The 13376-nt window shown below is 74.8% G+C and carries 14 protein-coding genes; 8 read left to right on the plus strand and 6 right to left on the minus strand.

Going from position 1 to position 13376, the window contains the following annotated elements; genetic code table 11:
• Positions 1–165: 165 nt before the first annotated feature.
• Positions 166–2319 carry a glycogen debranching N-terminal domain-containing protein gene (locus ACLQ22_RS27655; RefSeq protein ID WP_425694878.1) on the plus strand — a complete coding sequence of 718 codons (2154 nt, stop codon included), beginning with the start codon at positions 166–168 and terminating at the stop codon, positions 2317–2319.
• A gap of 51 nt (positions 2320–2370) precedes the next feature.
• Positions 2371–3672: an NAD(P)/FAD-dependent oxidoreductase gene (locus tag ACLQ22_RS27660; RefSeq protein ID WP_425694879.1), complete on the plus strand. Its 1302-nt coding sequence runs from the start codon at positions 2371–2373 to the stop codon at positions 3670–3672.
• 109 nt (positions 3673–3781) lie between these two features.
• Here the strand turns inward: ACLQ22_RS27660 and ACLQ22_RS27665 are convergent, their stop codons facing one another.
• Entirely contained in the window at positions 3782–4576 is a 795-nt protein-coding gene (locus tag ACLQ22_RS27665; protein ID WP_425694880.1) for a spermidine synthase, read from the minus strand.
• A 62-nt stretch (positions 4577–4638) separates the two neighbouring features.
• Entirely contained in the window at positions 4639–5619 is a 981-nt protein-coding gene (locus tag ACLQ22_RS27670) for a DUF2267 domain-containing protein (protein WP_425694881.1), read from the minus strand.
• A gap of 213 nt (positions 5620–5832) precedes the next feature.
• On the opposite strand from ACLQ22_RS27670, the gene ACLQ22_RS27675 reads away from it, so the two are divergent.
• Positions 5833–6147, plus strand: a complete 315-nt coding sequence (locus ACLQ22_RS27675; RefSeq protein WP_121397887.1) for a hypothetical protein — start codon at positions 5833–5835, stop codon at positions 6145–6147.
• A gap of 72 nt (positions 6148–6219) precedes the next feature.
• Here the strand turns inward: ACLQ22_RS27675 and ACLQ22_RS27680 are convergent, their stop codons facing one another.
• Positions 6220–6564, minus strand: a complete 345-nt coding sequence (locus tag ACLQ22_RS27680; protein WP_425694882.1) for an STAS domain-containing protein — start codon at positions 6562–6564, stop codon at positions 6220–6222.
• Positions 6565–6620: 56 nt separating this feature from the next.
• Entirely contained in the window at positions 6621–6977 is a 357-nt protein-coding gene (locus tag ACLQ22_RS27685; protein WP_425694970.1) for an STAS domain-containing protein, read from the minus strand.
• Between the two features lie 250 nt (positions 6978–7227).
• On the opposite strand from ACLQ22_RS27685, the gene ACLQ22_RS27690 reads away from it, so the two are divergent.
• From ACLQ22_RS27690 to ACLQ22_RS27710, 5 genes are all read left to right on the plus strand, one after another.
• Complete coding sequence (locus tag ACLQ22_RS27690; RefSeq protein WP_425694883.1) at positions 7228–8988, plus strand: SpoIIE family protein phosphatase; 1761 nt, start codon at positions 7228–7230, stop codon at positions 8986–8988.
• Complete coding sequence (locus tag ACLQ22_RS27695) at positions 8985–10037, plus strand: cobalamin B12-binding domain-containing protein (protein ID WP_425694884.1); 1053 nt, start codon at positions 8985–8987, stop codon at positions 10035–10037. The genes ACLQ22_RS27690 and ACLQ22_RS27695 overlap by 4 nt, the downstream gene beginning before the upstream one ends.
• 84 nt (positions 10038–10121) lie before the next feature.
• Positions 10122–10469, plus strand: a complete 348-nt coding sequence (locus tag ACLQ22_RS27700; protein WP_121397892.1) for an STAS domain-containing protein — start codon at positions 10122–10124, stop codon at positions 10467–10469.
• Positions 10470–10539: 70 nt separating this feature from the next.
• Entirely contained in the window at positions 10540–10986 is a 447-nt protein-coding gene (locus ACLQ22_RS27705; protein ID WP_121397893.1) for a response regulator, read from the plus strand.
• 170 nt (positions 10987–11156) lie between these two features.
• A complete protein-coding gene (locus ACLQ22_RS27710; RefSeq protein ID WP_425694885.1) occupies positions 11157–11705 on the plus strand; it encodes an ATPase in 549 nt (182 codons plus the stop codon).
• A 21-nt stretch (positions 11706–11726) separates the two neighbouring features.
• Here the strand turns inward: ACLQ22_RS27710 and ACLQ22_RS27715 are convergent, their stop codons facing one another.
• Positions 11727–12572 (minus strand): hypothetical protein, encoded by an 846-nt coding sequence (locus ACLQ22_RS27715; RefSeq protein ID WP_425694886.1) that lies wholly within the window; start codon positions 12570–12572, stop codon positions 11727–11729.
• 342 nt (positions 12573–12914) lie between these two features.
• Complete coding sequence (locus ACLQ22_RS27720; protein WP_121397895.1) at positions 12915–13343, minus strand: OsmC family protein; 429 nt, start codon at positions 13341–13343, stop codon at positions 12915–12917.
• Positions 13344–13376 lie beyond the last annotated feature (33 nt).

A 13376-nucleotide genomic window follows, 5' to 3' on the forward strand; every position in this document is an offset into this window, starting at 1 on the left:
AGCACCACCGTGCCGCCCGGGCGGGTGAGGTGGGCCCACCCGCCCCGGGTGATCCGGCCTGTCGGTCGCACGGCTGCGCTCGTACGGGTCGTCCGCCGCTTCGCCCGCGCCGCTTCACCCGGAGCGGGTGATGACGCACAGCGACGGTCTTCCTACGGTGGAGTCATGGCTGTCGTCCGTCCGACCCCCGCCGACCCCACACCCGGCCTGCGGGCCACCGCCGGGGAGAGCGGCGACCAGCGGGCCATGCCGCCCGAGCTGGGCCCGGACTCCATCGCCGTGCTCAGCGGCCCGACCTTCATGTACTCCGACCCCTGCGGGGACGTGCCGCCGGGCAGCATCGGCGGCCTGGTGCACCTGGACACCCGGCTGCTCAGCGGCTGGGTGCTGACCGTCAACGGTGAGCAACTGCTGGTGCTGCGCGCCGAGACCATCGACCACTACTCGGCCCAGTACGTGCTGACCAACCCGGCCCAGCCGGACCTGCCGCCGGATAGCCTGGGCATCCGGCGGCTGCGCTACGTCGGCGACGGCTTCCACGAGCGGGTGGAGATGGTGTCCTTCCGGCCGGAGCCGGTCCGGTTCGAGCTGCGGCTGGCCGTGGGCGCCGACTTCGCGGACCTGTTCGAGGTCAAGTCCGGGGTCCGGGACCGTTCCGCGGAGATCACCCGCGACCACGCGGCGGACGGCTCGCAGCTGTGCTTCTTCTACGCGCGGGGGGACTTCGCCGCCGAGACCCGGGTCCGCTGTTCCCGGCCCGCCGACCGGGTCGAGGGCGACGAGCTGGTCTGGGACGTCACCCTGAACCGCCGCGAGGAGTGGCAGCTCGACCTGCACGTGCCGCTGCCGCCGGGGATGGGGGTGGTGGAGCCGGTCCGGGGCGACATCGCCGACGTGTTCCACCGGCGGGCCGACGACCCGGTGCGCCGCTGGACCATCGGGCGGGCGGTGCTGCGCAGCGACAACCAGGCCCTGGAACGGACGATCCGGAAGTCCCGCGACGACCTGGCGGCCCTGCGGTTGGACCTGGAGGTCAAGGGGCAGCGCATCATGCTCCCCGGCGCCGGCCTGCCCTGGTTCCTCTCCGTCTTCGGCCGCGACACGCTGATCACCGCCTACCAGACGCTGGTCGCGGGCCCGGCCCTGGCCAAGGGCGCGCTGCTCGCGCTGGCCCGGTTGCAGGGCGACACGTGCGACGACTTCACCGACGAGGAGCCCGGCAAGATCCTGCACGAGGTGCGCAGCGGCGAGCTGACCCGGACGGGGCTGAAGCCGTACGGGCCGTACTACGGCTCGGCGGACGCCACCCAGCTCTGGCTGATCCTGCTCTCGGAGTACTGGCGGTGGACCGGCGACGACGACACCGTCCGCTTCCTGCGTGACAACGCGCTCGCCGCGCTGCACTGGATCGACCGGTACGGCGACCGGGACGACGACGGCTACGTCGAGTACGCGACGCGCTCCCCGGAAGGGCTCGGCAACCAGTGCTGGCGCGACTCCCCGGACGGGGTCTGCTTCGCCGACGGCCGCATCCCGGTGCTGCCGATCGCCACCAGCGACCTGCAGGGCTACACCTACGACGCGAAGCTGCGGCTGGCCGAGCTGGCCGACGGCCCGCTCGCCGACCCCGGCCTCGCCCGCCGGCTGCGCGCCGACGCCACCACGCTGTACGAGCGGTTCAACCGCGACTACTGGATCGACGAGCGGGGCGGCTTCTACGCCGTCGGGCTGGACGGCGACAAGAACCCGATCGACTCGAAGACCTCCAGCATGGGTCATCTGCTGTGGAGCGGGATCGTGCCGCCGGAGCGGGCCGGGACGGTCGTGCGGCAGCTGATGGCCGACGACATGTTCTCCGGCTGGGGGATCCGCACCCTCTCCTGGGACGACCGGCTCTACAACGCCCTCGGCTACCACCTTGGCACCGTCTGGCCGCACGACAACTCGCTCGCGGTGCTCGGCATGGCCCGCTACGGCTACCGCGCGGAGGCAAACCGGATCAGCCTGGCCCTGCTGGAGGCGGCGGAGCAGTTCGGCCACCGGCTGCCGGAGGCGATCAGCGGGTTCCCCCGGGAGCGGCTGCTCTTCGCCGTGCCGTACCCGACGGCGTGCAGCCCGCAGGCGTGGGCGACCGGCACCCCGCTGGCCCTGGTCCGGGCGATGCTCGACATCAACCCGGTGGACGGCCGGCTGGTGCTCGATCCCGACATCCCGCCCGAGATCGGGCGGGTCGCCGCCGACCGGGTGCGGGCCTTCGGACGCTGCTGGGAGGTGGAGGCGGTCGGGCGGACCGGACACGTCCGGCTGGCCGAGTGCTGATACGTCCGACCCGCCACGTTTGTCCTGCCCCGGGGTGGGAACGGGGCCGCAATGACGAAACCTCGTGTGGTGATCGTGGGGGCCGGGTTCGCCGGTTACCACGCGGCGAAGACGTTGAGCCGGCTGGCCCGGGGTCGGGCCGAGATCGTGGTGCTGAACTCCACCGACTACTTCCTCTACCTGCCGCTGCTGCCCGAGGTGGCCGCCGGCGTGGTCGAGCCCCGGCGGATCTCCGTGCCGCTGACCGGGACGCTCGACGGGGTGCGGGTGCTGATCGGCGAGGCCGACCACGTCGACCTGCAGAACCGCTGGGTCGGCTTCACCCAGCCGGAGGGGGACCGTAACCGGATCGCGTACGACCGGTTGGTGCTGGCCGTCGGCAGCGTCAACAAGCTGCTGCCGATTCCCGGCGTGACCGAGTACGCCCACGGCTTCCGCGGCCTGCCGGAGGCCCTATACCTGCACGACCACGTGATCCGGCAGATCGAGCTGGCCGAGCAGACCGAGGACCCGGCCGAGCAGCAGGCGCGCGCCACCTTCGTGGTCGTCGGCGCCGGCTACACCGGAACCGAGGTGGCCGCGCACGGCCAGCTCTTCACCGACGAGCTGGTCTCCCAGCGCCCCCGACTCAAGATCCGGCCGAAGTGGCTGCTGCTCGACGTCGCGCCCCGGGTGCTGCCGGAGCTGGACCAGCGGATGTCGGAGACCGCCGACCGGGTGCTGCGTCGCCGGGGCGTGGACGTGCGGATGGGCACCTCGGTGGCCGTGGCGACCGCCGACGGGGTGACGCTCACCGACGGCGACTACGTGCCCACCTGCACCCTGGTCTGGTGCGTCGGCGTGCGTCCCGACCCGTTCGTCGCCGAGCTGGGACTGCGCACCGAGCGGGGCCGCCTGGTCGTCGACGAGTTCCTCAGCGTCCCCGGCTTCCCCGAGGTGTACGCCTGCGGCGACGCGGCCGCCGTGCCGGACCTGACCCGGCCCGGGCAGATCTGCACCATGACGGCGCAGCACGCGCAGCGGCAGGGCAAGCTGGCCGCGCACAACATCGCCGCCTCGTACGGGCAGGGGAAGCGCAGGCCGTACAAGCACCACGACCTGGGCTGGGTGGTCGACCTGGGGGGCAAGGACGCGGCGGCGAACCCGTTGAAGGTGTCGCTGTCCGGGCTGCCCGCCAAGGCGGTCACCCGCGGCTACCACCTGCTGGCGATGCCGGGCAACCGGATCCGGGTGGGCGCCGACTGGATGCTCGACGCCGCGCTGCCGCGCCCGGCCGTGCAGCTCGGCCTGGTCCCGGCCAACGCCGTGCCGCTGGAGAGTTCCTCGCCGGAGGTGGCCGTCCGGGCGCGCTGACCCGCCGTCGACGGGGGCGAGGAGACGTTGAACCTGGCGCCCGCCGCCGTGGAGCCCGGTGCGTGTGTGCGAACGGAAGTCCCGCCGAGAGTCGCGGGGCAGGGCCGCCTCAGCGCGTGGCGAGGGCGGCGTCGGTGGCGGGACGGGCGCCGGCGACGAACGCGTCCAGGGCCGCCCCGTGCAGCACCCCGCCGGGCACCGGATCCCGGGCGACCCGGGCGGACAACCGGGCCACCGGCAGCCGCCCGGGGCGCGGCGCGGCGGCGAACACCACGTTGCCGTACCGCCGCCCGCGCAGCATCCGGCGGTCGGCGACCAGGCAGACGTCGGCGAGGACCGCCCGCAGGGTGGCCGCCTGGACCCGGGCGAAGACCAGCGGCGGCAGGTCGGTCACGTTGACCAGGAGTACGCCGTCGGGGCGCAGCGTCCGGGCCACCTCGGTGACGAACTCGACGCTGCGCACGTGGGCGGGCATCCGCGCCGCCCGGTAGATGTCGGCGAGCACCAGGTCGTAGCCGGCCGAGGGCGCCCGGGTCACCGCGTCCCGGGCGTCGGCCACCCGCACGTCGACGCCGGCGGGCAGCGCGGGCAGGTGCCGCGCCACCAGGTCGACCACGGCGGGATCGCGTTCCACGACCAGCTGCGGCGAGCCGGGCCGGGTGGCGGCCACGTAGCGGGGCAGGGTCAGCGCGCCGCCGCCCAGGTGCAGCACGTCCAGCGGGCGGCCGGGCGGCGCCGCCAGGTCGGCCACGGCGGCCATCCGCCGCACGTACTCGAAGTGCAGGTGCCGGGGGTCGGCCACGTCCACGTAGGACTGCTCGACGCCGGCGGCGAGGAGCGTACGCCCGGTGGGGCGGGCCGGGTCGACGACCAGCTCCAGCCGGGGCGCGTCGGAGGGGTCCACCCCGGCAGGCTAGCCGAGCCGGGGTGGGCCGGCGGGTGGGCGCCCGCCGGCCCGTGCGCCGGTCAGCCGGCCGCCATCCCCGCGCCCGCCTCGTCGATCGCGTCGTCGACGGCGTGGGCGAGGTCCACGTCCATCGCGGTCACCGCGCCGGCCTGCCGGGACCGTACGGTCAGCACGGCGGTGGTCGGGTCGGGGCGGCCGATGCGCGGGCCGCGACCGGTCTCCTGCCGCAGCCGGTCGATCCGGTCCAGCACCCGGTCGAGGTTGTCCGCCGGCAGTTCCAGCGTGCGGGACAGTGCCTCGCCGTCGCCGGACCAGTACGGCAGCTCGCTGAGCGCCTCCCGCAGGTCCGTGTCGCGCAGCGGGGGTGTCGCGCTGACCGCGCCGACCACCCCGCCGCCGACGGACGGCGGCTCCAGCAGGTCACGCAGGCCGTCCGGCACGTGCAGCGACTCGATCAGGTCGCCGTCGTGGTCGGCCAGCGCCGCCACGGTCGCCTCCGCCTGGTAGCGGGCCTGCTCCGGCGTACGGCCGCTGATCCGGCCCACCTCGGCCAGGAAGCCGGGCAGGTCCGGGCGTCGCCTGATGCCGTCCACCGGGAGGACGTCGTGCAGCTTCGTCGGCACCGCCGCCAGCAGCCGCCGGCGTTCCGCCTCGCCGAGGGCGAAGGCCAGCACCAGCACGGTCGACTCGACGCCCACCTTGGCGGTCCGGAAGTCGGCCCCGGTCCGGCGGACGACGTCGTCGACGAGCGCGTGGTAGCCCAGCGGAGTCCCCTCCGGCGCGCCCGCGCCCTGGTCGGGCAGGGGGCGGGGGGACTCCGCGACGCCCGCCGGTGGCGGTGCCGGCCCGCCCCGGGTGCTGTCCGGCTTGTGGCGGCTGCCGGCCGGCGGCGGACCGGCGCGCTTGCCCTGCTCCAGGTGGGTGAGCTGCTTGGAGGCGCTCAGGCTGGCCCCCGTCTCGCTGGCCTGCATGCCGCGCTCGCGGGCCTGGCGGGCCAGCGCGCGGCGACGCTGGTTGTCGCCCTCCATCTGCTTGCGCATGGTGACACCTCGCTTCCGCTGGTGTTCCCTCGCTTCCACCGGTCGCCTTCCCGTCGTCGCCGGCACCGAAACGGACGCCGGCGGCCGGGCCGGCGACGCCCGGGCGGGCGGCGGGACAGCTTCATCCGGCGGGGGTGAGGGGCGGTCACCCGGCGGGAGCCGACGATCGCAGCGGACCGGAGAACTTCCGAGAACGCGGAAGGACAGGTCGTGATGAAGAGAATCGTCGAGATCGTTCCCGCCCGGCCCGGCTGGTACGCCCGCTGGCGCCTCTCGGCCGAGGACACCCGCTGCTACCCGGTGAGCCTGTGGGCGCTGCTGGAGGAGGGCGACGGCTCGGGTCGCGAGGTGGTCGGGGTGGACTGCATCGGGCAGTGGCCCGGAGCGGACGACAACGAGGCGGGTGGGGTGTTCGTCCGTTATCTCTTCCAGACTCCCGATTCCGGGCCGCCGGAGGACGCCGAGCCGCCGTCGACGGGGCAGCGGCGAACGACCGGACCCCGGCTGCAACCGCTCACCGCACCCTGATCCTCACTCCGGCCCCCGGCCCCTGGTCCCAGGGTCGGGGGCCACCCCTCGCCCGTGCGGAGCGGGCCGGACTCAGCCCGCCCGGCGGGCGGCGCCGTCGCTGGCGCCTTCCACCGCGAGCAGCTCGGCCAGGCCGGTGCGGTCGAGCAGCTGCTGGAGCTGGGGATTGACCCCGGCCAGTCGGACCGCGCCCGTGCCGCCGTGATGGGCGGTCAGGAACGCGCTGAGCCCGGACGAGTCGCACAGGCTGACCGCGCTCAGGTCGAACAGGAGTTCCTGGTAGCCGTCGCGGCGCAGCTCGGCTGCGGCGGCGACGAGCTGCGGGGCGGTGTCGAAGTCCAGCTCACCGGACAGCCGGAGCCGGGCGCGCCCGGCGTCGAGCCGGGTCACCTCGATGGTCAACAGCTGAGCGGCCATCCGCCCATGTTCCCAGTCGCGGGGCCGGGTGCAAAGCCGGGGGCGGGCGGAGCGCGTCAGGCCGTGCCGGCGGAACGCCCGGCGGCACCCTCCGCCGCCGCCAGGCCCTCACCGAGCGGCCGGGCGAGCAGGCCCGTGACGCCGGTCATGTCGAGGATCGTCTCCAGGAACCGGGGCACGGCGCGCAGCCGGAGGGCGGTGCCGCACTGCTGCCCCTCGCGCCACGCGTGCACGATCACCCCCAGGCCGGTGCTGTCGATGAAGAGCAGGCCGGAGAAGTCGAGGACGAGGGCCGCCGGAGCCTCCGCGAGCACCCGGTCTACCTCGGCGCGCAGCGGCCCGGCGGTGGTGTAGGCGAGGTCGCCCCCGACCCGGATGAGCGGTGCGGCCGGATCGGACCGGTCGACGGTCATGCTCAACGGAGTCGCCTCGGGTTGGCTCCGATGGGACAGCAACGATCACGCCCTTTCGCCGGCCGCCGAGGGGCGGGGGTGAGGGGATCGTAACAACGCGGGGCGGGTCCCGCCCGGCACGCGACCGCCGACCGCACGACGGGCGTCGGGTGGCGTTCGCGGCACACGGGCGTAGGGTGGGTGCCAGAGATCTGACCACATGTGCCACCTCGCGGTGGTACGGGTGTCGACAAGGAGTGGGGCTTAGCTGGTGACTGCTGCGGACGTCCGGGACTGGGATCCCGGCGACGGGCGGATCTCCACGCCGAGTGCCGCACGGGCCACGGCGTGGTCCGCCGGCACCCCGGCACGCCCGGCCTCCGCGCTCCCCGCGCTCGCGGCCGACCGGGAGCACTCCACGCCCGACTGGTCCGAGGTCGTCGAGCACTTCCGCGAGGGCCTGGTCGTCTGCGACGCGCAAGGCGTCGTCCGGCACGTCAGCCCGGTGGCCGAGCGGCTGCTGCCCGAGGTCACCCCGGGCGAGCTGCTCGCGGCGGCCGGTGTCTCGGGGCTTACCGTCGACGGCGAGTTCACCCACCACGGCCGTCGGCTGCGCGCGCGCCGGGTGCCGTTGTCGGCCGCCCGCTGCTGCTGGTATGTCGAGGACGTCACCGAGAGCGTCACCCGCGCCGACGCCCTGCTCGCCGAGCGGGCCCGCTCGGCGTTCCTGGCGGTCGTCGGCGAGAAGCTCGGCAATCCCCTGCACCCGGACCGGGCCGCCGCGGCGGTGGTCCGCCTCGCCGTGCCGACGCTGGCCGAGGTGGCGGTGCTGGTGCTGGCACCCCGCTCCGGTCGGGCCCGCTGGTGGCGGGCCGCCCGCAGCGACGACGACGCCCCGGTGGTGGACAGCGGCGTCCTGCCTGCCGCCGACCTGCCCGCGGCGATCACCGGGGGGCTGGACGGCGTGGAACCGCACACCGTCGACTGGCTGGCGGAGCAGGCCGTGGAGGCCGGCTGGCTGCCCGGGCTGACCCCGGCGGAGGCCTGCGCGCGGGTGCTGCCGCTGCCCGGTCGCGACGCCCCGGCCGGCGTGCTGCTGGTCGCGCGGCGCGTCGACCGCTGGTACGACGAGGCCGACGTGGACCTGGCCCGTGCCTTCGCGGCCCGGGCGGGGGCGGCGCTGACCACGGCGCTGCTCTACCGCGACCAGGCCGAGGTCGCCGACACGCTCCAGGCGAGCCTGGTGCCGGTGGAGCCGGCCGAGGCGACCGGGGTGCAGTGGGGCACCGCCTACCGGCCGGCCCAGGCCGGGTTGCGCATCGGTGGCGACTTCTACGGCTCGCACCGGCTGGCCGACGGCGGCTCCGTGTTCTTCCTGGGCGACGTCTCCGGCAAGGGCGTCGAGGCCGCGGTCTTCACCGGCCAGCTGCGTCAGTGCCTTCAGGCGCTGCACCGGGTCGAGTCGCAGCCGGGGCGCCTGCTGAAGCTGCTCAACGACGCGCTGCTGGAGACCAGCCAGGCGCAGGGGCAGGGGCGATTCGCGACCATGGTGCTGGGAGTGGTCCGCGCGCACCGTGAGGGTGGCCTGACCCTGACCCTGGCCGGCGGCGGTCACCTGCCGCCGCTGGTGCTGCGCGGCTCCGGCGAGGTCGAGCCGGTCCCGCTGTCGGGCATGCTGGTCGGCGTGGTCCCCGATCCCCGGATCGGGGAGGTGACCGTCCGGCTGGAGCCGGGCGAGACCTGCCTGCTCTACAGCGACGGGGTCACCGAGGCGCGCGGGGGCCGCCGCGGCAACGAGCAGTTCGGCACGGAACGGTTGGTGCACGCGGTCACCGGCTGCCAGCGGATGCCCGCGCCCGCCCTGGCCGAGCGCGTCGAGCAGGTGACCTGCGACTGGCTGGCCCACGGCGACCATGACGACATCGCCGTGCTCGCGCTGCGCGCGACCGGTCCGGGCGGGCGTACGCCCAGGCACCTGCACGCGGTGCCCGACGCGAGCGGCACCGCCGAGGTGAGGGAGACCCGACCGTGACCGCCGCCCCGACCACCGGGGTCACCCCGGCCGACGCCTGGACCGGATACCTGGATTGCCTCCAGGAGGCGGACGAGTACGCCGCCATCGAGGTGGCCACCGGCCTGCTCGAGGCCGGGGTGCCCGCCGAGCGCGTCCTGCTCGACCTGGTCGCCCCGGCGCAGGCCGAGGTGGGGGAGCGGTGGGCGCGCAACGAGTGGAGCGTCGCCCAGGAGCACGCCGCGACACACATCAGCGAGCGGGTGGTGGCGGCGGTGGCGGCGTACGCGAATCCGCGCCCCACGCGGGGCCGGGTCGTGGTGGCCTGCATGGACGGAGAGTGGCACGCCCTGCCGCCCCGGCTGGTCGCCGAGGTGCTGCGGCTGCGGGGCTGGCAGGTCACCTTCCTCGGCGCGAGCGTCCCCGCCCCGCACCTGGTGTCGTACCTGCACCGGCACGACGCCCACGCGGTCGCGCTCGCCTGTGCGCTGCCGATGCGCCTGCCGCACGCGCACCGCATGATCGAGGCGTGCCGGCGCGTGGACGTCCCCGTGGTGGTGGGGGGCCGGGGGTTCGGCGCGGACGGACGCTGGGCCCGGCGGCTCGGCGTCGCCTGGGCGCCCGACGCCCCGACCGCCGCGGACCTGGTCGCCGACGAGCGCGCGCTGCGCCGCGTCCCGCCGGCGGAGTTGAGCCACCTGGCCGACGACGAGTACACCAGCCTGGTCAAGCGGCGCGGCGAGCTGATCGACGGCGCGCTGGCGGACCTGCGGGAACGCGACCCCGGGACGCGGGACTACACGCCCAGTCAGCTGGACTCCACCGTCAGCGACCTCGGCTACATCGTGGACTTCCTGGCCGCCGCGCTCTACGTCGACGACGGCTCGCTGTTCACCGAGTTCGTCGACTGGCTGGTCGAGATCCTCACCAGCCGGGGTGTGCCGGCCCCCGCGCTGCGGTCGACTCTGGAACACTACGGTCAGGTCCTGCGCGACTTCCCCCGGGCCGCGCGGTTCCTCGGGGCGGCGCGGGCGTCCGTGGCCACGGTGGGCGGCGCCGGGTCGCGCTGAGCGCCGGTGCGACCGCGCCCGGCACCCCTGCTTATACTTGCCACACTGCAAGCATCCGCCTGCGGTGGAGCGAGGGGGACAGGGGTGACGTTCACCGTCACGTACGCCGACCGCGAGGGCGGGGCGACGCGCCTGCGGCTGACCGGCGAACTCGACCTGAGCACCGCGCCCGAACTCAACGCCGCCATCGACCGGCTGGTCGACGCCGGCGAGCGCCGCCTGCTGGTCGACCTGACGGAGCTGACCTTCTGCGACTCCACCGGGATCGCCGCCTTCGTCCGGGGCGACAACCGGGTCGCCGCCGACGGCGGGTGGCTGCGGGTGACCGGCGCCACCGGCCGGGTCGACCGCGTGCTCCAGGTGACGGGGCTGGCCGAGGTGCTGCGACACGAGTCCGGCAGGGCCGACCCGACAGCGCGGTCCGCCGGCTGATGGGCTAGATTTCCCCGCCGGCACAGAGCGCCTCGCGATTCTCCGTTCCACCGACCCGAAGCAGGTAGTGATGGGTGCAGACAGCCCGAGTCCGGTACGCATCCTGGTGGTGGACGACGACCCGGGTGACGTGTTGATGATCGAGGAGGCCCTCGCGGACTCCGACGTCGACAAGGTCATCGACGTCGTCAGCGACGGCCAGGAGGCGATGGAGTTCCTGCGCCGCGAGGGGCGGCACACCGACGCCCGTCGGCCGGACGTCATCCTGCTCGACCTGAACATGCCCCGGATGGACGGGCGGCAGGTGCTCGGCGAGGTCAAGAGCGACGAGGACCTGCGCACCATCCCGATCGTCGTGCTGACCACCTCCAACGCCGACACGGACATCGTGGGCAGCTACACGCTCCAGGCCAACGCCTACGTCACCAAGCCGATCGACCTGGACGACTTCAACGACGTGGTGCGCCGGATCGACGAGTTCTTCGGCCGGGTGGTCGTGCTCCCGAAGCGCTCCTGAGGCGCCCGGGCGGGTCGTCCACGCCGCGTCGCGCGCCGGCACCCGCGACGCGCCCGGTCCCGGGCGCGTCCGCATGGTGAACAATTTTCCCGAAGCCCCTCCGCTGTCGCCCCCAGCGTCGAGGATCCAGGGTGGGGAAGGAAACACCAGCTGCCTGGGGGGGCGACAGTATGAGGTTCTGCGTCGTGGAGACCGGCTACGACCAGCGGCAGGTCGATTCCTGCCTGGACCAGATCGGCGTCCGGTTGGCCCGGCTCGCCGCCCGGGCGGAGGGCGCCGCGAGGGCCGGTCGCGAGTGGGACGAGATCCGTGACGAGGCGACGGCGCTCCGCGGCCTGCTCGAACGGCTGGACCTCGGCGACGCCGACCGGGCCCGGCGCGGCGCGGACGACGCCGACCGCGAGGCGGTCGACCTGCTGACCCGGGCGCGGGTCGAGCTCGACGCGGCCCGGGAGGAGGCCCGGCAGGTGCGCGAGCGCGTCTACGCCGAGGCCGTGCAGGCCCGCCGGGACTTCGAGGAGGCGCTGTACGCCCGGCGCAGGCGCGAGGCCCGGGTGGACCGGATCCTCGACGGGTTGACCGTCGAACCGGTCCCGGCGGACACCCCGACCGCCGCGGCGGGGGTGCCCGGCAACGGGGTGCCGGCGACCCGGATCGCCGCCGGTGGCGGCGCGGACGCCTCCAGCGAGCCGCCGGGCGGTCGCGCCGGGATCCGCTGACCCGCGCCGGCGCGGGCGCCGTCAGGTCAGCGCGGCGACGACCGTGGTGGCCAGCTCCTCGTGCTGGGCGTACGCGTCGGGGAAGGCCGAGACCTGCACGGCCTGGGCGGCGCCGGCCACGCTCATCTGCTGCCAGCCCGGGACGTCCCGCAGCGCCAGGTAGAAGGCCCGCGCGGCGTACGACGGGCGCATCAGCTCGCGTATGGTGCCCCAGCCGCTGCTCGGGCGCTGCTGGAACAGGCCCACGGAGTCGTGGTCGGAGCCGCTGCCCTGGTGCGGGTACCGGCTGGACTCCGGAAGCACGTCGCTGGCGAGGTTGTAGAGCCGGCTCTCCTGCATCGCGGTCGCCACGGCGACCACCATGGCGCGGCGGGGCATCTTCAGCTCGGCGCCCACGTCGACGATGACCTTGGCGTTGTCCATCTGCGCCTGGGTGAGTCCGGCGACCGGGCGTGGGCGGGGCGGCGGGGCCGGCTTGCGTGGGGCCTTGCGGGTGGCCGAGGGGGCCGGCTTCGGCGTCGGGCTGGGGCTGAGCGAGGGCGAGGGCGAGGGGGAGACGGCCCGGTCCAGGGACCGTGAGGCGCGGTCGTCGTCGACGGCCCGCTCGGCCAGCGCCTCGGCCACGGGTTCCCGCGCGGCTTCGGCGTCCTCGCGCGTGGAGGCGAACGCGGCCACGCCGAGGCAGCAGGTCACACCGGTGGCGAGCGCGACCCGGACGGGGGTCGAGGCGAGCAGGGCCCGGCCGCGACGCCGCCGCTCGGCGGCGCGATGACGGCCGATCGTCCGTTCGGTCGAGGCGGGATCGTCCGGGTGGGCGGCCGGCCGTTCCTGGGTCAGCTTCTGGTCGAGGGGATCGTCGGGGTGCACCCGCCGAGGCTAGAAAGGCGAACGCGTCTTGCCATCGGCCTGGTTGGTGGCATGCGCCACAATTTGCGCCGATCTGCGGGTCGATTACGCCCGGCGGGCCATCAATGCCGCGATCTCATCTTGTCTATTCTTTCGTATATATCCGATAAGGAGTGGGCAATCGGGCGGATAACCGATCTTGCGCCGACGCGTGCGGGCCGAGCCGAACCTCCACCGAACGGTGGAGGCCACTCCGGACCGCCCGGACGACCGCCCGTCGGCCCGGAGGTGAACGCGCAGGCCGTGCCGCCCGCGGCGGTGACGGAGTCCCGTCCCGCCACCGGGCCCGCCACGGACGGGCGGTCAGTGCCGGCCGTTCTCCGCCGGGGTGACGGTGAGCCGGTGCCGGCTGCCGTCGCCGCTGGAGAAGGGCCACAGCCGGTCGGCGTGCTCGACCAGCTCGGCGAGCTGTTGGCGGCTCAGTCCCGCCGACGAGATGGAGGCGTGCACGTCGGCCCGGTACCGGCCGTCGTCGTCGCGCCCGAGCTTCGCCTCCGCGCGTACCTGCACGGTGTGCGCCTCGTCGGTGATCTCGCCCGCCGCCTCCACCGCCGCGTGGTGCAGGCAGGACGCGAAGGCGGCGGCGAGCAGCTGCTCCGGGGTCAGTCCCGAGCAGTGCGGTGCCAGTGGGGACGCCAGGGGCGTGGACAGGCTCCCGTCGTCGGTGCGTACGTGGCCGCCCTCGGCGGTCGCGGTGGCCGTCTCGTTCAGCCAGGAGCTCGATTCCGGCATCGCGTTCCTCCCGTCGCTCACCCGCCCGGCTAC

The sequence above is a fragment of the Micromonospora sp. DT178 genome (assembly GCF_049841695.1).
In the GTDB taxonomy this organism is placed as follows: Bacteria; Actinomycetota; Actinomycetes; order Mycobacteriales; family Micromonosporaceae; genus Micromonospora.

Coding starts and splice junctions, on each gene's coding strand:
- ACLQ22_RS27675 (WP_121397887.1), top strand. CDS start 5,833: ATGAAGAGAATCGTCGAGATCGTTCCCGCCCGGCCCGGCTGGTACGCC.
- ACLQ22_RS27705 (WP_121397893.1), top strand. CDS start 10,540: ATGGGTGCAGACAGCCCGAGTCCGGTACGCATCCTGGTGGTGGACGAC.
- ACLQ22_RS27655 (WP_425694878.1), top strand. CDS start 166: ATGGCTGTCGTCCGTCCGACCCCCGCCGACCCCACACCCGGCCTGCGG.
- ACLQ22_RS27670 (WP_425694881.1), bottom strand. CDS start 5,619: ATGCGCAAGCAGATGGAGGGCGACAACCAGCGTCGCCGCGCGCTGGCC.
- ACLQ22_RS27660 (WP_425694879.1), top strand. CDS start 2,371: ATGACGAAACCTCGTGTGGTGATCGTGGGGGCCGGGTTCGCCGGTTAC.
- ACLQ22_RS27710 (WP_425694885.1), top strand. CDS start 11,157: ATGAGGTTCTGCGTCGTGGAGACCGGCTACGACCAGCGGCAGGTCGAT.
- ACLQ22_RS27720 (WP_121397895.1), bottom strand. CDS start 13,343: ATGCCGGAATCGAGCTCCTGGCTGAACGAGACGGCCACCGCGACCGCC.
- ACLQ22_RS27685 (WP_425694970.1), bottom strand. CDS start 6,977: ATGACCGTCGACCGGTCCGATCCGGCCGCACCGCTCATCCGGGTCGGG.
- ACLQ22_RS27680 (WP_425694882.1), bottom strand. CDS start 6,564: ATGGCCGCTCAGCTGTTGACCATCGAGGTGACCCGGCTCGACGCCGGG.